Here is a 21,672-nt window from a genome sequence, read left to right on the forward strand (position 1 = left end):
CCTGGCCCGCTACAATGTGTTTCGGCTGCCGGCCGGCGAAAATGAAGCTTACGGAAGACCGGCTTGCCGGTTACGTTCCCGGCGCTAGTGCCGAATTTGGTTGACGATCACCTGATAGATGCCGCCCCGGACACGGAACGGCTCGTCATCCACCGTTACGGCTCCGTTGCTCCATTCCACCCGGAACCGCACCGTATGCTCGCCATCCTCCAGCCAAATCCATGCCGGATCGGCCATCGTCCCGGCAAAGTGTACGCGGTCCGCACCTGTCAGCGGAAGGCTGTCGCCTGTCGTGAGGAGCGTCGCGCTTACCCGGCTCGGCCTTGTTGCCGTGCCGGTATCCGTGACGCTCGCGCTTAGCACCAGCGCTTCGCCCGCCCAAAAAATATCCGGGGAGCGCAGCCGGTCCGGATGCTCCCTGTTCCACGCAATCCGGTAAGCCTCCCATTCCGGCGTATGCGCGATTTTGCCCGAGATGCCAAGCGGCAAAACCTCGAACCGGTACAGCTTTACGTCCTCTTCTCCATAGTGGTCAAAGGTCCGCAGCCGAATCGTATACACGCCCCGCTCAAGGGGCCCGTACGTAAACTTCACCGTTGTACCGCTCGGCAGCTCCCGGTACTGCGCCAGCTCTTGCGTGAGCCCGTCGAAGGTGATTTCCAGCGACGAGCTGATGTATTCTCCTTCGGGATCATGCACCGTGAGAGCAAATTCCGGCGTGTCGTGCTCATAGATCGGGGACGGGATCGTCAGCTCCCCGCTTGGCGGACGGTTCACGGTCAGCCAGGTGAAGGGCGAATAATCGCTCCAGTCATACCCGTCCCGCACCCGGACCCGCACCTTATACGTCTGCCCCGGTGCCAGAGGTTCCGGCAGCGCGTATGCCCCTTCAGCCTCCGTGTTTGGAGCCGCCACGATGCCCGAGTCGTGCACCTTGCGCCCTTGCCGGTCGTACAGCTCCAGCTGGAACGCGGCGAACACCGCGTTCGGGTCCGGGTCCTTCTGCGTCCATAGGAAAATCGGCAGACGTTCGGTCACCGTCGGGGACGATTCGCCGCCCGACGGATAAATCATGCAAGCCTCCGGCCGCCGGTTCAAAAACAGCCACTGCGCTTCCGACCAGTCCGACCACAGCTCGCGGTCTTTGACCCGCACCTTCACTTGAAGCGGCCGGTTTGGCGGGAGATCCCGGTCCGGTAACAGCTGACGTTCGCCAACCGGCCAATCCCCCGCCACCTCGCCGCTGGTCCAGACGGTCTTTCCGTCTTCATCTGCAACGATCAGCTCGTAAGCCCGAAGGCGGTCCCCGTCCGGGTCGCTCGCGTTCCAGCGCAAGGACGGCCGCAAATTGTCCACGATGTGCTGCGGCACGTTGCGCGTACCGGCGGGATGGGTAACAACGGCCGCCGGCGCGCGGTTCACCTGCATCCAACCGATGTTTGACCACTCGGACCAGGCTTCTCCGTCGGTGACGCGCACCTGGACCTGCAGCTTGATTCCGCGCGGCAGCATGGCCGTTTGCCAGGACCCGCTTGCCGCTGTTGTGACAGCCGCAGTCTCGCCGCTTTCGGTGACGATCCGTCCCACTTCGTCCGACACCTTCACCTGATAGCCCCGAATAACCCCGCCGTCGTCGTGCTGGTTCCATGTCACCACAGGCCGGGTTGTGTATACAAGGGTCGGGGCTGCTTGCGTTCCGGCAGGATACGTCAGATGCACAGTCGGCTTGGCATTCGGCGGTGCAACGGTGCCGACGGAGAACGGCTGCGTCACCGGCTCGCTCCAGGCGCCGTACTCATCCCGTACCTGGAGGGTCACCTCATAAACACCTGTTTCCGTGGGTCGGGTCAGCTTTTCCTTTACCTGCTGCCCGCTTGGCGTAAGGTAGGAATACTTTCGCTCCATGACGCCTCGCGTGGCCCGGTAATCAATCCCGGTAGCTTCCGTGGAGTAGTTTACGGCGCTGAGCCAGCGGTCCGGATCATAGCTGGCATCGGTCCACTCGATTACTCCGTCCGTCCGCGCCGCGAGAGTGAAGGCTGCCACCGGCCGGCGGTGCACCGTCACCTTTGCCTGAAATGCATTGGAGTCTTTCCGGTAGCTGTCGAAGACACCACTCGGATAACGGAAGGCGGAGTGAGGGTCGTCACGCTCTTGCAGGGTGACGGTGTAATCGCCCACCTTGTCAAACTCTGCCTGCGGACCGGTCAAAGTCAGGCCGTTCAGCGCGGACAAGCCCTGGTTGTTCAGAAACCTTGGCGTATGCTGATACGTCCACTTGCTGCTGCCGGCTTTCGGATCGTTTTCCGGGTCCGTGAAGGTTATGGCTTCATAGCGCGCCGTCGCCGTCCGGGTAGACGGCTCCCAAATGGCATATCCGCTGAACCAGTCGATATTCGGCTCCGTTACCTCCAGTGCGGCAATCCCGCCGAACGTGACGAACGACTTGTCCGAAAACGGCCCAAACCTCCCGTTTGCAAAGCTGCTGTCTTCCGCGGACAGATACGGCACGCCATCCAAAGTGACCGTGAGCTTTTTACCCAGCGCCTTGACTTTAAAGCCGTAGGCCCGGTTGTTCTGAAACGGGTAGGCTTTGGTGTCGAGCACCGCACGCATCCCGTTGACGTAGCGGGCAAGCGTAAGCGCCCTGCCGTCGGTTTCCACGGCGTACCGGTTCCTGCCGTCCTGCATGCGAAAAGAGAAACCGGCTTTATCCGTGTCCGTCTGGGCCTTCTCCATCTTTAAGTTGAAGCTGAACTCCGTATCGCTTTCGCTGGCCGGAGAAATAAACTGTCCCAGCTGGAATGCCTTGTACTGTTCGGAACGGTCGCTAGGCGTCCCTACCGTGAGCCACGGCACGTAAGACTGGACGACAACTCCCATCCCACCTCCAGCCGATACATAATTGTGCTGCGAAAGCGCGATCCCGTCACCGATGTACTCTCCAATCTGTTGACTGGAGGTTTGGAGAGAGGTGAAGTTGGTCTGGTGGAGCGCTCCGCCCGGCTGCCATTGCCCCGCTTTTGTCCCGTCCGCCGCGACGACTTCGTTTGTCTCGCCTGATGCGCCTTGGTTGGCCGGCTTCGTAAAGAGACCATCCCGGGACACCGAACCGACCAGACTCGGAAGGTATGAGCCATCCGCTGCAACCGAAAACGCTTTGCTCGAACCGGTGTATTGCACTTCACTGTTACGTACAGCGCCGGTTGTCATGTTGATGGTTTGATCAAAGGTTTGATACCACATTCCCATGGTAGGCGTAAAGGTGCGGACCATCAGCTCGTTTTTAAGCGGGTTGATCATCATGGACTCCCAGTGTTCGAGGGAAGGGGTTTGGAAGCCGGGTTGCACCAGCTGCCCTCCCGAGCCCCGGACAGAGGGTTGAGCGCCGGACAGCTTCACTTTCCAAGCTAAACTGAAATCGGCATTGAATTTTTCTACGTAGGTGTTCTCGTACGTTGTTTCTCTAAGGAACGGATGAAAGTAACCATAGGAAATATAACGGTATACGTCCCCATTTACACCCTTGTGAAAAATCTGCGACCACCCGTTGACAGGCTCTATTGCCAGAATATCCTCATCCGGAAGCGATGGATTAAAAGGCCGGGTTGTAGTTCTCCCTTCATAGAACACTTCTTTCTTCACAAGCCTTGCGTTCCGATCCCACCTTCTCATTTCCAGGTAATAGTCCGTCAAGTAAGCATTTTTCTCGACGATGCCTGTTGACCTTGCGTACGGCTGGTAAATGGCAATGTCGTCCGCTTGGTTGGTCATAAATTCCGCGCCTTGCACATAACCATCGAACTTTTTCGCGCTCTGCTCGTCAAAATGTTCGAACGAGCTGGCGATAAACGCTCCGGTATCTGCGTCATAGGTTCGAATTTCGGTGAGCACCAAGTCTTGTGTGCCACCAGTGAGGGCATATGCTCCTCCCTTTGCCGTCCATGTCACAAACTGATAAATGGTCCGGTCCGCCACTTCATAGGAAGTTACTTGCGGGTTTTCCAGAGCAACGGGACTCCCTTCGCTAACCAGGTTGGCCAGGTTGTACTGCTGGATGTCCTGATAGGATTTGAATGTCCCGGTGCGGAACTTCCTTGTCGTCTGACGCGGCAGATCGCGGGGACTCAGGACAAAATCATACGGGCTGGGATCAAGCCATACCCAATTGAACGTGTAGTAGCCCGGAGAGCCGGCAATCGGAAAGGCCCTGAATTCAGCCCTCGGAATACGTGATTTGTTCAGGGCGAAAAAATGCTTCCCAAGCGCATAAGTCGGCGCATGCTCAAAATAGAGATGCTCCTTGCTGGTCCGATACTTCAACGGGTTGCTCTGAATAATGTAGGAGAGCTGCCCGTCATTGTAATACGGCAAGGAAAAAAGAAGGGGCTGCCGTTTGCTTTCATCGACGCTTTTTATGGCACGGTAGGGGTTCATGCTGTTTCGGCCAAACCCGGAGTCCACAAACGGAATGTACCCGGTATGATAGCCCTCATACTCTTTTTCAAAGCCCTTTCCAAGCCCCCCGACAAGCTCACCACCCGTTACGCTCCAAGACTTCAAAAGCGGCGGAAGCGTCGAGTTGGTCTGTACCAGATTCCAGTTGGCCAGGATATCGGACGCTTTGTAGGTTTTGCGTGCCGGTGCCGTCGGCTGCTCATTTTTGCCCGCAATCGCAAACGACACCTCCGGCGCAAGGTTGGTCACGTCCAGCGTCAGCAAGCTCTCCGCCTCATCGTCGGTATCGTCGCTCCGGCCGTAGTCCTCCGTCACCTTTACGAAGAACAGATACTTCCCGACCTTCGTTGGCGTCAGGCTTGTTTTCTCCAGACTTCCGCCAAGCGGCTGCCAAGCATCGTCCGCGAAGCCATTGTTGTTCGCATCATACTTGTACCGGTACACGGCAGATGTCAAAGCATCCCCATCCGGACTATAGGATTTGTTGACAAGGTCTACCGTCATTCCACGCAAACTGAGCGGAGGAACGTCCAGCTTGGCCACCGGAGGCTCGTCCGGCGCAATCGACACAGTACACTGCGCAGGCTCCAATGATTTCAGCGGCGGGCTCCCATTGTCCCATACGTTAAGCGATACCGTGACCGGGACCGGTTTGTCCGTTCCGTTGCTATATGCGGTTCGCTTGTTTGTCCATTCATCTTTGGTGTGATCGATCGCCCGGCCAACGGGACTGTAGCTTTTCCGAGCGGAAAATGCGGTTTCCGGCACCGGCCGGTTTTCTTTGAGCTGCTCCGTGCACTCCAGCACCGGAACCGGATTCGGCGGAATGACCTCCAGCCGGGCGCCGGCTGTATAGCTTGCGCCAAAAGGATCCGCCATCGTCGCATACACGGTGTGCGTGCCGACGGCCGTCGTATCGATCCCCGGAAGATAGTCCGCTAATGGATCAAAGCCGTATTGGCCCGGCAGGCTGCCTACCCAGCGGGTGCTTCGGTTGAAATCCCACCCGGTCAGTGAAACCGGATCGTGGTCGGGATCGCTCGGCGAAGCGGGATTGCCCTGCGGATCGTCAATGACCCGGATGCTAACCTTTGTTCCTTGCACAACTTGCGTCAGTGGAACGGTGCTGCTGAAGTCCCCGTCCCGGAACCAGCCGAGCTTGAAAAACGGCGGCTTGTTGCTGCCCGGGCTCTCCACGTTGAGAGGTTTGGTGATCCAGTCGGACGAACAGTTGGTGCCGTAGAGCTTCATCTGCACCTCTATTGTACCGATGCCGATCGGTGAGGGATAATGATCCGGGTAACTGAAGCCGAGTATCTGCGTCTTACTGCTCTGTCGCGGAGAAGTCCATGTTGATCCGTTCACCAGGCGAAAAGTGTGAGAAACGTACGTACAGCCGCCCGTTTCCCGAATGTTCTTCGGCTGCAAGGTAAAACCGTCCCGGTATTGGATCGAATCACCCGGCAGGATGTCAAAGTCGCCTGTAATGCTGGAGGGTGATGGTGTTTGTCCTGGAGTTGAAGGGGACGTGGTCGGGGGTGACGTTGTTTGATCCGGTATTTTCTCGACAACATAGGTGACCGATTTTGGGTATTCGTAGGTGACGGATGAGACATTGGACTTGAATGAAAAAAAGTAAATCATCATGCCTGCACCTGTGGTCTCAGACCAAGGCTGATAATGGCCCACCCTGTCGAAATCCACTTCTGCAGCCAACTCATAAGTGGTATTGCTTGTCATTTTCGTAACCCTCAAGTTACGGATGGATGATTCCGGTAAGTTCATTTGCATTCGAAGTCCAGCAAAAACAGGGTTGCTACTGGTGAACTCCACATAATCATCGTAGTCGTGCCGCACTTGAATATCGGTAATTTTTGGAGTGGCGACGTAAGCTGCCGGTAGGGTTAGGTCTTCATTCTTGTTTTTGTAGCTATTGGAGATTTTATTCATATACACAAAGTTTTTGTCCACGACCCCGGGAAAGTCCGGCATGTTGACGGAACCTTTCCTGGTGTAAGTGACCGGCGTTTTGCTTGGTTGACAATTTGGGGTGTTGTACGTTTTGTTTGGAGCAGGGGTACAAACATCCCGGCTTGCTTGTGCCCTCCACTGAACGGCCCCACCCGAACGATCCCACGCATACCACGACTGGTTTGGATTTTCTATCGACTCTACGGGAATGGCTTTTCCTGCTATTGATCCTTTCCAGGTTTTTTCTCTATCCGAACCCGTCAGCGCGAGGGTTTTTATCTTTTTGCCGTTTGCATCTTCAAGATACGCTTCGGTGATTTTATACCCGTCTTCAACAGAAAGTTTAATATCCACGGGCAAGCTGCTCTCAGCGCTATAAATGCCCCCTTGAACCACAGCAACTCTATCGTATGGAATGGTTTGTTTGCGTACATCAGCGGAAGCAGAATCCAGTCCAAACACGCCAAGGAGCTGAGCAAAAACCAACAAAACAATAAGGGATGAAGCACCTATAGCTACCCATTTTCTTTTTTTACTCATGACAGGGTTCCTCCGTCTCCCTTCCACTTACATTGGCACGCCTCCCCAGTAAAGGGTTTGAATAGGCGCGTTATTTTTGGGCGCCCTCATATACACTTCAATGTTAGTCGACCGAAACTCAAACCCCTTTTTAGGAACCAGAATTGCATCCATATCCCCCAATTTTTTGCGGAATACTGCAACAGTTGTGTTTAAGTTACCGGCCCTTAATGCTTCATCATCCGAATTATCAATACCACTAATCACAAAGAAAGGAGTGCCCACATACTTCGTTTTATCTGTCTTCAGCACTCGGGACTTGAACAACACCAGGTAGCTGTCCTTGTATTTCGAAACCGGCAGTCCCTTTAAAACGGAGCCGGAATCTTCAAGCGTCCATTCCCGATTGTTCCACCGGAGTTCACTGATCGGAGGAACTTCTTTCAAATGCGGATCGTGCGGATCGGCAAGGTCAATCGCAATCACTTGATCGAGGACCGCATGATACTTGCCATCGGGCGTTTTCAGTTCGAACTGGTTCGTCCGCCAACCGCCGTCATATCCACTATCGTTAAAAGGCCGCCCAAAAATCTCCGGCATCACCGTCAACGTATTGGTCTTGTGCCACAGAATCTCCGCCGCCTGCACGGCGTACTTGTCCGGCTTAAAAGTGGCGCCGCCTTTGATCGCCAGCGCCCGCTCGATCACCACGATCGACTCCGCCCGCGTTGTCGTCCGGTTCTCGCCCAGCTCGCCTTTGCCGTACCCGCTCATCAGGCCGGCCGACGTCGCCAGGTACATCCACTTTTTCGCGTCGGTGCTCTTCTCGCCGGCGGCTTTCATCGCCAGACGGGCCATCTCCTGCCGCGTCAACGGCTTTGTGACGTTGCCGTTAAACTCGCCGATCGACGTGATGCCCGCCTTGCCCGCCGCCGCAAAAAACGGCTCATACCACTTTCCGCCCGCCGCGCCGTCCGGAATTTCCGCGCCCAGCGCCTGCATCAGCATCGCGGTAAACTCGGCCCGCGTCACTTCCTTGTTCGGCCGGAACGTGCCGTCCTCGTATCCGCTGACGTAGCCTTTCTTGACCGCCTGCTCGATCTGCCCTCTCGCCCAATGCTTGCCGATGTCCGTCAACGCAGCGGCCGCCACCGGCGAAGACGCCGTAAGACCGTCCGTTTGGACAAGCGTCATTGGTCCCGCAGAAGCGGAAGGAGCAACCCCCGCCCCCCCGCCGCCTTGCCCCACACCCGCATATACCGCCGTGCCGACCGTCAGCGCGGCACAAGCAAGAGCCGCCGCAACCAGCAGCGGCTTCTTTCTCATCCTTGTCATCCGATTTCCCGTCCCCTCGGTTTATCTGGCGCAGCCCTGAATCAAGCCAGCGCGGCGACCGTGTTCCTCCGCACCAGCGCCAAGGCCAGGCGGAGCCGTTTTCGCCACATCGCGATCCCCCATTCTTGTTAAATTCAGGAACTGACTCGCTCATCATATCACAGTTCCCGTGGCAGCCTGCATGCGATTTTACACACCTCCCGCCTAAAATCCGACAAAAAAAGCACACGTTCCCCCTTAACAGGGTAACGGTGCTTCCGTCGGTTTCAATTCCTTATGTTTCCTTATTATACAATTCTCATTCGACAAATCAAGTGTTTTTTTGCACATGGCCGCGATTCGTTCAAACCGCAGCCGTTCCGCCGTTTTCTTCTCTATTCATAGGCGTGCCTGTTTGCTCTTCCTTCAACCAGCGTCTGCCGGCAGCCAAATAAACGGCCGAAACAAACAGAATCGCTGCCGCCGCCAGAAAAGACACCCGAATATGAAAGCGGTCCGTCAAATAGCCGAACAGCAGGGATGCGACGCCGAACACCAGCGAGACCATGGCGTTTTGGGCGGATAGCACTTTCGGCAAAAGGGCCGGCGGCGCGCTCCGCTGTAGAATCGTCTGAAGGGAAATGACTTTCACTTGATCCGCGATGCCATAGACCACAAGAATGGCCAAAGCCAGCCAGCCCGACGACAAAACGCCGAACCAGAGGGTAAAGCCCGCGACGGCAAAGCCCGCCCCCACGACAGCAGGGACAAGCCGCCGGTCGACCGCATCGGAAAAACGGAAGGTCAGCATGCCGCCAAGCACCAGCCCGAGGAAAAAGCCCGCATTCAGAAAGCCCCACCAATAGGCCGGCCGCTGCAGCACAACCTCGGTAAAAATAAGCAGATTGGCGGAGATCCATACCCCGTTTGCCAGGTTTTCCAGAAAGAAAACGATGTGTACCGATCGCAGCCGCGGCGTGCGCCAGATCAGCGCCCAGCCTTCCCGGATCGATTTTCCCGGCGAAAGCGGTCCTCCGTCAGGTGCTTCCGGTTTGTCCGTCACCCGCTCATCCCGGAGGAGAAGCATGCACCAGGTGGACAGGACAAACAAAGCGAAGGTGAGCCAAACCAGCTTGGCTCCGCCCATAAAAGCGACCAGCAGGCCGCCGAACGCCCAGCCGCTGAACTGAAGCACCTGGTCGAGCATGGCAAGAAAGCTGTTTGCCCGCACCAGGTCCTCCGGCGGAATCAGCCGGGGCACCATGGCATTCCGCGCCGGCGTCGCCCAGCCGTCCAGAAACGAAACCGCAAATACCAGCACGAACATCCAGACGGCGGTTTCTTCCGAAAGGGCGAACTGGTTATACGCGATCAAAACGGCCAGCAGGACCGTCTTGCCCAGCTGGGAGGAAACAAGCAGGGTCTTCAGGCTGTGGCGGTCGATCAGCAAAGGCGCCAGCATGCCGCTGGCAAACCGGGACACCGTGCTGACAAAAGGAAACAGAGCCATCGCCAAAGCCGAGCCCGTCAACGAATGAAGGACAGCCATCATGCCGACGATATAGAGCACATCTCCACCGTTGGCAAGCGACTGTCCCATCCACAGGAAACGAAATGCAGCCGATTTCATGATCTTCTACCTTTCCCGGATGCCGAGCCGCAAGGCTCGGCGCGTATTCTTTTTTTGAGGAGGCAGAAGAACTTACAACGGGCTCACGTCCTGTCCTTTTTGGAAGAATGAAATCAGAAGTTGAAGTTGTCGGGGTCGGCTCCGAAGCGCCGGTCCTCGTTCATCGCATCGATCCGGGCCATGTCTTCCGCGCTCAGCTCAAAGTCGAACAGGCCGGCGTTCTCGCGGATGCGGTTTTCGTGAACGGATTTCGGAATGATGATCACGCCGTTTTGCAGATCCCAGCGCAGGATGATTTGGGCCGGGGTTTTGCCGTATTTTTCGGCGAGCTCGACCAGCACCGGATTGTCCATTTGTTTGCCCTGCATCAGGGGGCTCCACGCTTCGACCAGAATTTTATACTTCGTGCAGAAATCGAGGAGCGGCTTTTGGGACAGAAGCGGGTGCAGCTCCACCTGGTTAACCATCGGCACGATTTCCGCGTCCCGCATCAAGTCTTCCAGATGGTGAATTTGGAAGTTGCTGACCCCGATCGCTTTGACCACGCCATCCTTGTAGAGCTTTTCCAGCGCGCGCCAGGTGTCTTTGTACTTGCCCTTAACTGGCCAGTGGATCAGATAAAGGTCGATGTAATCCAGCCCGAGCTTTTGGCGGCTGTCTTCGAATGCCTGAAGGGTCGAGTCATAGCCCTGGTCGGCGTTCCATACCTTGGTGGTGATGAACAGCTCTTCCCGGGGAATGCCGCTTTCCTTGATCGCTTGTCCGACGCCTTCTTCGTTGCGGTAGGCCGCCGCCGTGTCGATGCTGCGGTAGCCGACCTCCAGCGCCTTTTTGACCGAAAAGATTACTTCGCCGCCGTCGTTGACCTGCCAAACGCCGAGGCCAAGCTGAGGCATCTTTACTCCGTTATGTAGCGTTACCGTATCGGCAATGTGTTTCAAGATCATCTCTCCTGTTCTGGGTAGTATGGGGATGCCAAAATCATAACACACCCGGGCTGCAAAAGAAAAACTCCCCGAAGGGAGCTTTCAGGGCCGATATCCCGGCAAGGCATTCAGGGGAAAATGCGGCCTGTTTTCCGTTCGCCCACTGTCAGGTGACGGCCAGGCAAAGCAGCGCCGAGCCTTCACGGGGTGCGTCGGACGCCCCGCTAGAGCGCCATGTCGCCCGGGCGGGAGCGGCGGTTTTCCGGCCCGATGCCGAGCCGGTCCAGCATCCGGTGGGAATGATACTCGGGCCCGGTTTCCTCAAAGGGATCGACATGCACATGCGCTTCCCCGAGATGGTCGAATTCGTGAAGCAACTCGTGCATCACTTCCTTCGCCTTCCGGTGGCCGTCCGCGACGGAAAGCTCGGAGTCGACCGTTATGCTGAGCTCCGTTTTGATCTCATGCCCGCACCAGCGGGCCTTCACGTCCGAGACCGAACGGACGTCCGGCACCCGAAGAGCGGCCGCCCGGATCCGTTCGATCGTCTCCGGCTCGATGCCGTCCAGCATCCGGGTAAACACAAGCTTTGCCGTATCCTTGGCGATGAACAGGATCATGATCGTAATCCCGATCCCCACCAGCGGGTCCAGCAGCGGAAAGCCGAGCCAGACGCCGGCCACCCCAAGCAGGACGGCCAGGGACGTGATCCCGTCGATTCGCGCATGCTGGCCGTCGGCGACGAGCGCCGCGCTGCCGATTTTTTTTCCCATCCGGATGCGGTACACCGCGACCGTTTCGTTGCCCGCAAAGCCGATCACGGCCGCCAGCGCGGTGATCCAGAGATTTTCCTGCGGCGCGGGATTCAGCAGGCGCAGCACGGACTGATAGCCCGCAACAAACGCGCTGGCCAGGATGACCGCCACGATGAAAAGACCGGCCAGGTCCTCGCTGCGCCCCATGCCGTAGGGAAAGCGCCGGGACGGCGGACGGCGGCTCAGCCAGAACGCGATCCAGAGCGGGATCGAGGTCAGCGCGTCGCCGAAATTATGCACGGTGTCCGCGAGCAGGGCCACGCTGCCCGAGAAGGTCCATACGACTGCTTGCGCGCATGCCGTCGCCATCATCCCGATCAGGGAAAGCAGCAGAACGCGGGTCGCCTGCTTGTTCCGCAGCAACGAAGCGTTCCCGTGTCCGTGACCTGCGTGATCGCCGTGTCCGTGGCCGGCTTCTATTTTCATGGCCATCTTCCTTTCCGGTGTGAAAAATGTTGCCCGCCCCCAACATTTGGGGCGATACTTTCTCTTACCCGCGCAAATGCGCAGCGTTTCACCGCAATTGGGGCGTTTCTGTGACACGTCTGGAGGCAAAAAACCCGCATTCCGCAGACCGGAACACGGGCCCCTCTTTAGTATATTCTCCGCTGCCGAAAATTGACCTTTTTCCCGATGCGGAAAACGGATCTCGTTAGAAAAAGTCGGCCAAATAAGGCAGCTGCCGCGGAAGCAGCCGCTCCATCCGCCCGGCTTCCTCCGGACTTCCCTGCAGCCGTCCCGCCTGCAGCATCGCCAAGGGCTTCACATAGCCGAGCAGCAAAGCGGTCAGCGTCTGAATGTCGCAGGACAGCCCTTCGGGAATCGGCTCCGCCCCTTCCCGGTGATGATCGCGGAGCGGCGAGCTGGCGAGCGCCTCCACCCGCGCCGCGCCCGCTTCGTCAACCGCCACCCGAAAGCTGCCGCGGTTCCAGTCGGCGTGCATGTCTTCCACATGAAGCACAAGCTCGGCCGGGCCGGCATCCGCACGGAACGGGTAGCGCTCCAGAAAAGCGGGAACGTCGATGATGCGGGCCATAAAGTACGTCTGAATTTTCTGCTGAAACTCGGGATCGGGCAGCAAAAACGGCAGCGGATCGTCCGCCGGCACCGTCAGCGTCGCCTTTTCGAACATGGAGTCGTGATTGGCGAGGAAGTTCCACAGCCCGCGCCGCGCCCGCTCGTCGAGCGCAACAAGCTCGTACACCTTCAGGTGTTTGTCCCGCACCTGATAGCGCACATACCCGCGCGGCTCGTCCGCCTCGTTATACCAAACGGCGTTTACGCCTTTGTAGGACTTGAAAACCCGCTCCCACCACTCCGCGTCCCGGCTCAGCATCGCATTGCGGCTCTGCGCAAAGGGCTCATAGATCCGGTTCAGCAGCCCGCTGTCGGCCGTCCGCTCCACCCGTCCGCCCGCTTCGGGAAGGCGCGCGAACTGCTGCACCGTCAGCTCGTAATGCTTGCGGTCCGTGCAAGCCTCATAACCGAATTTCCGGTAAAAGGGAAACGAAAACGGATGAAGCATCGAGAGGGTTTGCCCCTGCTCTCGCATTACGCCGAAGCAGTGCTTGAGCAGCCGGCCGACATACCCGCTGCGGCGGTATTCGGGCCAGGTGGACACCGATGCGATGCCGCCCATGGCAAAGGCGCGTCCTCCGATCCAGACCGACAGGGGCAGCAGGAGAAGCTTGGCCGCCAGCCGGTCTCCGGCAAAAACGCCCCACAGCTCCTCCGGCTTGATTTCGGAAATTCGGCGCTGCCGGTCTTCTTCGGCAACTTCGTACTGAAACGCGAATTCGGACAGCCGGATAAATTCGTCCGCTTCCTCCGGCTGCAGTTGACGGATTTCCTCCAAGGATTGCGCCTCCTTTTAACGGTAGCTGACCACCAGAATGACCGACAGCACGAGCACGATGGTGATCAGGGCCACCGTCACAAACGTCGCCATTTTGTCTTTTTCAACAACGGCCGCGCCTTGTGCCAGCGCTTTTTTGTTGACGATTTTGCTGCTCAGGATGGAAAGCACGATGATGGACAGGAGCACGATGACGCCGCCGACGTTCTGCATGTAATCGAGCCAGAAGCCGCCTTTATAATCGCGCGTCAGTACCATAAGCACGCCGGTCAGAAGAACGATGAACGCGCCCGGGTGCGTCAGCATGTTGAACGCCCGAAGCGTCCGGCGGACCAGCAGCGCCGAGCCTTCCGTATCCGGCTGCTTCCGGGTCAGCGTCAGCACCACCGTAACCATCAGCAGGGAGCCGAGCCAAACCGCGAGACCGACAAAGTGAAAAAACAGCATCAATCCGAACAAGAAATACACCTCCAGCATAAGTTCCGTTTGCTGTCTACATTATAGACAAGCGGGGTTGCGGAAAGCAAAAAGAACTTTCCTGGGCACACGGCCCAGCTCCCCCCTCCAACAGACAGCAAAAAGACCTGCGTTTCCGCGCCGGCGAAAACGAGGCCCCTCATCATAAGCTTTTTCTTCGCTGCAAAAAGGGAATCTCCCTTTCCGCTCTCCGGTTTTACGGCTCGCGGTATTCGGCAGCCACCGGCTCCGCATCTTCCAGGTGTCTGGTGCAGGCCATCAGCAGGCAGTTCCAGCCCGCCTCGGCTTCCTGCATCACGCAGACGGACGTATTGCCGAGGTTCGGCAGATCGTCCACGTGCAGCAGATGCTCCAGCGTCCGGGCGATCCAGGCCCCGTGCGAAACAAGCAGCACCCTGCCGTCCGGGTGCTCGGCGCTCTTCTCGCGCAGGAACGCCATGCTGCGGGCGAGAATGGACTCAACGCTCTCCTCGCCGTGATCCAGCTCGCTCCACCGCTCGCCCCAGCGCCCGATCCGTTCCTCCACGGTCGTTCCGTCCAGGCGGCCGTGCGTTTTCTCGCGGAGCCGCGGGTCGAGCCGCAGCTCCAGGCCAAGCGCCGCCGCGATATGCTCCGCCGTCACCCGGGCGCGGGACAGGTCGCTGGAATAGATGAAATCCCATTCCTCGTTCGCCATCCGGGCGGCGATCCGCTTCGCCTGGCGCAGCCCCTCTTCGTTAAGCGGGACATCCGTCTGCCCCTGCGCCCTCCGTTCGATGTTCCAATCCGTTACCCCGTGCCGGACAAAACCGAATGTCGTCACGCATATCCCCCCTGTTGTCAGCCGAATTTCGCGGCTCCGCTTGCATGTAACGTTGATTCTGGCACATGCTTACCCGGTTCGTCAACCCGGTCCGGAGCCGGGCCGAACCGGCACAGGCACCGGCTCCACGGGCTCTCAAGGCTTTCCCGGATCGGTTTCCGGCAGCCGCTTCGGCTCCGCTTTTACCGGCCGCGCCGCGGCTTCCTCCTCTTCTTCCTCCGAAAGCGCCCGCCGTTCTTTTTCCAGTGCGTCCTTCAAATCGTCCTGCACGCTGCCCGGCCATAACGGAACGCCGGAGCGGTAAGCGGCCCGGCCGGTCAGATGCCCGGCGACGGGAGAGGTCAGGAAGACAAAGAAAATACCGAGCAAAACCTTGATGCTGACATGGCCCATGAAGACCCAGAAGTAGAAAAACACGCCCGTCAGCACAAACAGCACGCCAAGCGTGGCGCTTTTGGCGGCGGCGTGCGAGCGCAGGTAGACGTCCGGGAACCGGATCAGCCCCAAGGCGCTCAACGCGCTTAATCCGGCGCCGAACACAACCAGCAGCACGAGCAGCAGCTCAACGGTCTGCTTCGCCGTTTCCGCGTTCAAAGACAACCCCCCTTTCCATGTACCGGGCGAACGCCGTTGTTCCGATAAAGGTCAGGATGCCGATCAATAGCATCACTTCGACAAAAGCCTGCGTCCGCAGCAGCAGGCAGAGGACGCCGGTCATCGCCAGCAAATTGATGCCGATGGTATCCAGTGCCAGAACCCGGTCGGCCCGGGACGGGCCCTTCAGCAGCCGGTAGGCGCAACCGAGCACGGCAACCGAAAGAAGCGTCAGCGCGGCGTAAAGCAAAGTGGAAATCATGCGCGCGTCACCTCCAGAATCGCTTTTTCGAAGGAGTTCCGGATTTGCTTGGCGAGCGCTCCCGCTTCCCCCATGTTTATCGCGTGAATGTACAGCGTTTGCCCTTCGCGGGACACCTCGAGCGTCAGCGTCCCGGGGGTGAGGCAGATCAGGCAGGCCAGCAGGGTCACCTCCCAATCAGATTTCAGCGTGGTCTCGTAGGCGAAAATACCGGGGCGGACCGCCAGCCTGGGCCGCACAATATGGCCGATCACGGCGAAGCTCGAATGAAACAGCTCCCGCAAAAACAACGCCAGCAGCTTGAGGACCGCCCACACCCGCCGCAGGTACAAGCCGCCCGGCCAAAAACGGCGCAGGAGAACAAGCACCAGCATGCCCAGCAGAAAACCGACCGTAAATCGCGAGCCGGACCAGTCGTTGTTCAAAAACATCCAGAGAAAGGCGATCAGGAGATTTAACAGCAGTTGCGTGGCCATATTCGATCTACTCCTTCATCACGGCTTCAATGTATAAGGCGGGATTCGCCAAAACCTCGCCGGCTTTCGAGGCCCAGGCGTTCACCGGTTCGGAGCCGAGTCCGATGCCGATCACCAGAACGAGCAGCAGGACGGCCGAAGCCAAAGCGCTTTTCGGCAGCGGACGCTCCAGCGTTTGCCCCGCCTTCTCTTCCCCCCAGAACGCCATGCGGAAGATTTTGATCAGGGAATACAGCACGAGAAAGCTCGAAGCGATCCCGAGCAGCGGCAGGAGCAGGCGGCCTTCTTCAAAGCCTCCCCGCACAAGCAGCACTTTTCCGGCGAATCCGCTCAGCGGCGGCACGCCGACCAGCGCCATGGCGAGCACAAAAAACATCCAGCCGAGCAGCGGATACCGCCGGAGCAGGCCGCCCGTTTCGTCCAGCCGCTCCGTGCCCGCCGCCCGGATGATCATCCCGCCAAGGACGAAAAGCAGCGCTTTGGCCACCATATCGTGCAGCAAATAAAAGACGGCGCCGTCCAGCGACTCCCGGCTCCCGACCGCCAGGCCAAACGCAATAAACCCGACGCTGATCACTACGTTATAATTCAGAATACGCGGAATGTCGCGATAGGCGACAGCCCCGAGGCCGCCCAGGAGCATCGTCGCGCCAGCCATCCAGGCGATCCAGGTGTGCGTGATCCCCGGGTCGTGGTAGAAAATGAGCGTAAACATGCGGATGATGGCGTATACCCCTACCTTGGTAAGCAGCGCGGCGAACAAGGCCCGGACCGCCGGCGGAGGTGCCGCATAAGGGCCCGGAAGCCAGAAGAACAGAAACAGCCCGGCCTTGAGCGCAAAAACAATCAGGAACAGCAGCGCGATCACCGTCAGAATGCCGCCCTGGCCGGCTTCCGCCACCCGCTCCGACAAATGCGCCATGTTCAAGGTTCCGACCGCCGCATACAGGTAAGCGACCGCCGCCACAAACAGGGTAGATGACACGATGTTGATCAAAATGTAGGTCAGCGTTTCCCGGAGCTGCCGGCGGGTGCCGCCCAGGACAATAAGCGCGTAGGAGGAAATAAGCATGACTTCAAAAAACACGAACAGGTTGAATATATCTCCGGTCAGGAACGAGCCGCTCACGCCAACCAGCAGAAATTGAAAAAACGGATAAAAGTAAAACCGTTCCCGATCTTCGCCAATACTGCCGAAAGCAAAAAGCAAAACGGCTCCCCCGACAACGGCGGCGGCCAGCACCAGCAGAGCGGCCAGCGGGTCTGCGACCAGTACAATGCCGTAAGGCGGGGCCCAGCCGCCCATCCGCAGGGTGAGGATGCCGTCCCGGCCGACCCGGCAGAGGATCCAGACGGCCGACGCAATGCCCGCCGCCGAACCCGCCGCGCTGATCCAGCGCTGCAAAACGATTTTATCCTTCAGAAAGAACAGCACGACAGCCGTACACATGGGAATCAGAACGGGAAGCACCAGCAAATTGTTCATTCCGCTTCCTCCTTGAGGTTCCCCATGTCGTCCGTGCCCAGCTTCCGGTACGCCCGGTAAGCCAGCACAAAGAAAAAGGCGGTTACGCCAAAGCTGATGACAATGGAGGTCAAAATCAGCGCCTGCGGCAGCGGGTCCACGTAAGGTCCTCCGCTTTCGCCCAGCAAAGGCGCGGCACCGGTCTTCAGTCCCGCCATCGTCATAAGCAAAAGATGAACCCCGTGCGTCAAAAGCGAAGTGCCGAGGATAACCCGGAGCAGGCTTTTGGACAAAATCAGGTAAACCCCGACCGCAAACAAAATGCCGATGCCCAGCGACATCAACAGCTCCATCAGGTATCCCTCCCGATCGTGAAGATAACGGTCATGGTGACCCCGATGACCGACAAGTAGACGCCGAGGTCGAACAGAACCGCCGTCGCCAGCTCCGTGTCTCCAAGCAGCGGCAGGTGGTAATGGCCGAAGGCATGGCTGAGAAAAGGCGCGTCAAACACAAACGACCCCATAGCGGTCAGGAGCGCGATCGACAGCCCGACCGCGGTCAGCACCCGGTAATTGACGGGCAGCACCCGGCGGATCGTATCCAGGCCGAAGGCAACGGACAGCAGGATGAGCGCGGCGGCGGCCATCAGCGCGCCAATGAATCCTCCGCCCGGCTCGTTGTGGCCGGCAAAGAAAAGATAAAGGGAAAAGGTCAGAATGATGACGACCGCAGCCTTGGCTACCGTCCGCAGGATGACATCGTTGCTTTTGGGCGCCTGCCGCTTCTTGTCCGAAGCGGATAAAGCAATCCCGGCCGGAGGCAGGCTGCCGGAGGCGGACCGCCGGGAAGCGAGCGGATCCTCCGCATCCAGCGACAGCCGGATCATGCCGAAGATCGCAAAGGAAGCAATGCCGAGCACCATGATCTCAAACAGCGTATCGAAGCCGCGGAAATCAACGAGGATGACGTTCACCACGTTTTTGCCGCCCGCCAGGTGATAGCTCTCCTTTAGGAAATAGTCCGCGATCGGCGGAAACGGGCTGCTCCCGCTTGCCCCGAGTGCAATCAGGGTCACAATGGCCCCCACTCCGATGGAGATAAGCAGGTTGGCGAGCTTGAAGCGCGGCGGCCCCGTCTCCTTTTTCAGCTTGGGCATATGGCGGAAGCAGAGCAGGAACAGCACGGCCGACACCGTCTCCACAATCATTTGCGTAAGCGCAAGATCGGGGGCGCGGAACAAGAGAAACAGAAGCGTGACCAGATAGCCGACGCCGCCCGTAAACAGAATCGCCACAACCCGGGAACGAGCGAACGGAACCGCACAGGCCAAAAGCGCCATGACCGTCACAAGGATGACCTCAAAACCCGATACCGGCGCGTATCCACCGCCTCCGAACCGGATGCCGTCCGACCGGAACAGGGCGAAGCCGAGCGTAGCGATGAGGAAAATAAAGATGTACGCGAGATAGTCGCGGGCCGAACCGGTCATGTAGCCGCCGGTGAGGCGGGCGGACGCTTTTTCTCCGGCGCGGAGAGACCCGTCATACAGGCGGTTCAGCGAGAAAAGCTCCCGCCGGGTCCGGTCGGCCCGCCGAAGCCGCGCATAAAGCCGGTACCCTAAAACGCCAAGCAGCACGACGCCTAGCGTCATGAACACCTCCGGCGTCCAGCCGTGCCAAAAGGCGATGTGGACGTGATGAAGGGCGCCGGAGGCGGCAAGCGCCGGATGGATCGCCGCCGCCGCCGGTTCGATCAGGGATGCGGACAGCAGATTCGGGAAAAAGCCGAAGACAACCGCAAGCGTTGCCAGCACGAGCGGAGGCAACAGGAGACCGAACGGCGCTTCGTGCGGCTTTTTGTCCAGCTTTTCTTCCTGGAGCCGGCCGCCGAAGGTTTGGAACAGCAAAATCATGCTGTAAACGAACGTCAGCACGCTGGCCGTCCAGGCGATAACCGGGAACAAGACCCGCCAGGGGTCCGCTCCGGCAAAATCAAACCGGGTGATGTTCAGCACCGCCGTAAAGAACATTTCCTTGCTGAGAAATCCGTTAAACGGCGGCAGGCCGGCCATTGAAAAGGTGCCGATCAGCGCAATCGTAAACGTAACCGGCATCAGCGTCATCAGCCCGCCCAGCCGGCGGATGTCGCGCGTATGGGTCTCATGGTCGATGATGCCGACGGCCATAAACAGCGCACCTTTAAAGATGGCGTGATTGATCAGATGAAAAACGGCCGCCGTGGTGGCCCCGGCATAAAACGCCGCCTCTTCCCCGCCCGGTAAAAAAGCCGCCGCCGAGCCCAGGCCAAGCAGTGTCATGATCAGCCCGAGCTGGCTGATTGTCGAATAGGCGAGCATCGCCTTGAGATCGGTTTGCTTGATCGCCTTGTACGAGCCGTACATCAGCGTGATGAGGCCGGTCAGCGAAACAAGCCAGAACCACTCCGCTTGCCCGGCAAAAACGGGGCTGAGGCGGGCGACGAGATACAGCCCGGCCTTGACCATGGTTGCGGAGTGCAGGTAGGCGCTCACCGGGGTGGGCGCTTCCATCGCGTCGGGCAGCCAGATGTGAAACGGAAACTGCGCCGACTTGGTGAAGGCGCCGAGCAGGATGAGCAGCATGGCGGGCAGGAACAAGGCGTGCGATACGATTTGCTCCGCCTGCCCGATGATCTCCCGAATGCTGAAGCTTCCCGTCATGACATAGAGAAGCAGGAAGCCTCCGAACATGGCGAGTCCGCCGAACACCGTGATCAGCATCGATTTCAATGCCCCGTAGCGGGACCGCTCCCGCCGGTTCCAGAAAGCGATCAGCAGGAACGACGAGATGCTGGTCAGCTCCCAGAAGCCGTACAGCACCATCAAATTATCCGAAAGCACCACGCCCAGCATGGCCCCCATAAAAAGCAGCAGATACACATAAAACTGATGAACCGCTTCCTTGCGGCGGCTCATGTAAAAAATCGAATACAGCACCACCAGCGCCCCGACGCCGCTGATCAAAAGCGCAAACAGCAGGCTCAGTCCGTCCAGGTGCACGGTCCAGTCGATTCCAAGAGACGGTATCCAGGGCACCGAGCCCGTGAAGGCCTCTCCTCCCTGAATAGCCGGAAGCCGGGTCAGAAAAAAACCAAACAAAACAAGCGGAGCCGGCAGTACCAGCCAGCCGGTATGCAAACGCGAAAATCCTTTGTACCCCAAAGGCGCCAGAATTGCCATCACAAAAGGCAGCAATACGGCAGCATGCAGCAGCGACAATTCCTTCTCCCTCCTCGCGAAGACCGGACGTCCGCTTTCAGCGGCAGACGCCTCTTTCCGTCATTAGCTTTCCCTGCTTTCACCAGGCGGCAGCGGCTCGGCCAAAATCCCCTCCTGGATTTCCAGGTAGCGGGCCCCCTCCGCCGTTTCCAGCTTGAACAACCCGTTATTGAAATCGGTATGCAGCTCCCGGAAAAAGACGCCGGGAACGGACCGTTCCCCCTCCGCCTGGTCGCGAAGCTCCAGGCTTCCTTCCGTTTCGACCAGGTATGCCGTCACGCCGTTTTCATGCGTTTCCTCCAGTTCCTCGGCCATTCGCTGCACGGCGACGATGTGCAGGTCGATCATGCCCATGCGGTTGATCAGCTCATTGACAAAGTTGCCCTTGGTGATTTCCTCCCACCGGGTTTGGCCGGATTGCCCAATGACCAGTTGGGTTACCCCGCGCTCCTCCGCCACGTCCACGATCGTGTCCGCCGTCCGCCGCCCCCGGCATTTTTCAATGACAAATTCCGCCGAAGCCTGTTCGGCCATTCTTTTCCATGCGGAGCGGTAGCGGTCTTTGCTCAAGCTGTAATCGTCGGCGTCGGACGGGTCGACCGTCAGGACGACAAGCAGCGCTTCCTGCATGGAAGCCAACTGGATCCCGCGATGAATCAGCCGTTCTCCATGCGGGCCGTAATACACGCAAACCATGATTTTCTCTCTCTGCAACGTCCCTTCGCCTCCTGTTTGTATTCCGGAAAAAACACAAAAAGAGCCCGCTGTTGGCAGGCTCCTCCGGTTCAAAGCATTTGCAATTGGTTTTTATTATACCCTTCCGGCGGCCAAATTGCAAAGACCTTCGTA

15 protein-coding genes are annotated in these 21,672 nt (G+C 58.5%); all 15 read right to left on the bottom strand.

All coding sequences use genetic code 11. The features are described from left to right. Positions 1–84: 84 nt before the first annotated feature. Positions 85–5,709, bottom strand: coding sequence for a glycoside hydrolase family 78 protein (locus AC6I6H_RS02555; RefSeq protein ID WP_497950741.1), 5,625 nt, complete (start codon positions 5,707–5,709; stop codon positions 85–87). Between the two features lie 1,287 nt (positions 5,710–6,996). Next, a complete protein-coding gene (locus AC6I6H_RS02560; protein ID WP_497950743.1) occupies positions 6,997–8,274 on the bottom strand; it encodes an S-layer homology domain-containing protein in 1,278 nt (425 codons plus the stop codon). Between the two features lie 352 nt (positions 8,275–8,626). Beyond that, complete coding sequence (locus AC6I6H_RS02565) at positions 8,627–9,892, bottom strand: MFS transporter (protein WP_497950745.1); 1,266 nt, start codon at positions 9,890–9,892, stop codon at positions 8,627–8,629. A gap of 113 nt (positions 9,893–10,005) precedes the next feature. Further along, positions 10,006–10,839, bottom strand: coding sequence for an aldo/keto reductase (locus AC6I6H_RS02570; protein ID WP_497950747.1), 834 nt, complete (start codon positions 10,837–10,839; stop codon positions 10,006–10,008). A gap of 203 nt (positions 10,840–11,042) precedes the next feature. Next, positions 11,043–12,059: a cation diffusion facilitator family transporter gene (locus AC6I6H_RS02575; RefSeq protein WP_497950749.1), complete on the bottom strand. Its 1,017-nt coding sequence runs from the start codon at positions 12,057–12,059 to the stop codon at positions 11,043–11,045. Between the two features lie 226 nt (positions 12,060–12,285). Further along, positions 12,286–13,488 carry a GNAT family N-acetyltransferase gene (locus tag AC6I6H_RS02580; protein ID WP_497950751.1) on the bottom strand — a complete coding sequence of 401 codons (1,203 nt, stop codon included), beginning with the start codon at positions 13,486–13,488 and terminating at the stop codon, positions 12,286–12,288. 15 nt (positions 13,489–13,503) lie between these two features. Next, positions 13,504–13,947, bottom strand: coding sequence for a hypothetical protein (locus tag AC6I6H_RS02585; RefSeq protein WP_497950753.1), 444 nt, complete (start codon positions 13,945–13,947; stop codon positions 13,504–13,506). Positions 13,948–14,161: 214 nt separating this feature from the next. Next, the gene (locus AC6I6H_RS02590) at positions 14,162–14,767 is read right to left on the bottom strand and encodes a histidine phosphatase family protein (protein ID WP_497950755.1); all 606 of its coding nucleotides are present in this window, start codon (positions 14,765–14,767) and stop codon (positions 14,162–14,164) included. Between the two features lie 135 nt (positions 14,768–14,902). Then, positions 14,903–15,361, bottom strand: a complete 459-nt coding sequence (gene mnhG / locus AC6I6H_RS02595; protein ID WP_497950758.1) for a monovalent cation/H(+) antiporter subunit G — start codon at positions 15,359–15,361, stop codon at positions 14,903–14,905. Beyond that, the gene (locus tag AC6I6H_RS02600) at positions 15,330–15,623 is read right to left on the bottom strand and encodes a Na(+)/H(+) antiporter subunit F1 (RefSeq protein WP_497950760.1); all 294 of its coding nucleotides are present in this window, start codon (positions 15,621–15,623) and stop codon (positions 15,330–15,332) included. Before AC6I6H_RS02600 ends, mnhG begins: the two co-directional genes overlap by 32 nt. Next, the gene (locus AC6I6H_RS02605) at positions 15,620–16,099 is read right to left on the bottom strand and encodes a Na+/H+ antiporter subunit E (RefSeq protein WP_497950762.1); all 480 of its coding nucleotides are present in this window, start codon (positions 16,097–16,099) and stop codon (positions 15,620–15,622) included. Before AC6I6H_RS02605 ends, AC6I6H_RS02600 begins: the two co-directional genes overlap by 4 nt. A gap of 7 nt (positions 16,100–16,106) precedes the next feature. Continuing rightward, complete coding sequence (locus AC6I6H_RS02610; RefSeq protein WP_497950764.1) at positions 16,107–17,585, bottom strand: Na+/H+ antiporter subunit D; 1,479 nt, start codon at positions 17,583–17,585, stop codon at positions 16,107–16,109. Next, a complete protein-coding gene (locus tag AC6I6H_RS02615) occupies positions 17,582–17,917 on the bottom strand; it encodes a Na(+)/H(+) antiporter subunit C (RefSeq protein ID WP_497950766.1) in 336 nt (111 codons plus the stop codon). Before AC6I6H_RS02615 ends, AC6I6H_RS02610 begins: the two co-directional genes overlap by 4 nt. Next, positions 17,917–20,823, bottom strand: a complete 2,907-nt coding sequence (locus AC6I6H_RS02620) for a Na+/H+ antiporter subunit A (RefSeq protein ID WP_497950768.1) — start codon at positions 20,821–20,823, stop codon at positions 17,917–17,919. Before AC6I6H_RS02620 ends, AC6I6H_RS02615 begins: the two co-directional genes overlap by 1 nt. A 63-nt stretch (positions 20,824–20,886) precedes the next feature. Continuing rightward, the gene (locus tag AC6I6H_RS02625) at positions 20,887–21,537 is read right to left on the bottom strand and encodes a universal stress protein (protein ID WP_497950770.1); all 651 of its coding nucleotides are present in this window, start codon (positions 21,535–21,537) and stop codon (positions 20,887–20,889) included. Between the last annotated feature and the right edge of the window lie 135 nt (positions 21,538–21,672).

The organism is Gorillibacterium sp. sgz306347 (assembly GCF_059735245.1).

Bases quoted from the DNA above. Each gene is read 5' to 3' on its own strand.
- AC6I6H_RS02555 (WP_497950741.1), bottom strand. From the start codon at position 5,709: ATGAAGCTCTACGGCACCAACTGTTCGTCCGACTGGATCACCAAACCT.
- AC6I6H_RS02560 (WP_497950743.1), bottom strand. From the start codon at position 8,274: ATGAGAAAGAAGCCGCTGCTGGTTGCGGCGGCTCTTGCTTGTGCCGCG.
- AC6I6H_RS02565 (WP_497950745.1), bottom strand. From the start codon at position 9,892: ATGAAATCGGCTGCATTTCGTTTCCTGTGGATGGGACAGTCGCTTGCC.
- AC6I6H_RS02570 (WP_497950747.1), bottom strand. From the start codon at position 10,839: ATGATCTTGAAACACATTGCCGATACGGTAACGCTACATAACGGAGTA.
- AC6I6H_RS02575 (WP_497950749.1), bottom strand. From the start codon at position 12,059: ATGAAAATAGAAGCCGGCCACGGACACGGCGATCACGCAGGTCACGGA.
- AC6I6H_RS02600 (WP_497950760.1), bottom strand. From the start codon at position 15,623: ATGATTTCCACTTTGCTTTACGCCGCGCTGACGCTTCTTTCGGTTGCC.
- AC6I6H_RS02605 (WP_497950762.1), bottom strand. From the start codon at position 16,099: ATGGCCACGCAACTGCTGTTAAATCTCCTGATCGCCTTTCTCTGGATG.
- AC6I6H_RS02610 (WP_497950764.1), bottom strand. From the start codon at position 17,585: ATGAACAATTTGCTGGTGCTTCCCGTTCTGATTCCCATGTGTACGGCT.
- AC6I6H_RS02615 (WP_497950766.1), bottom strand. From the start codon at position 17,917: ATGGAGCTGTTGATGTCGCTGGGCATCGGCATTTTGTTTGCGGTCGGG.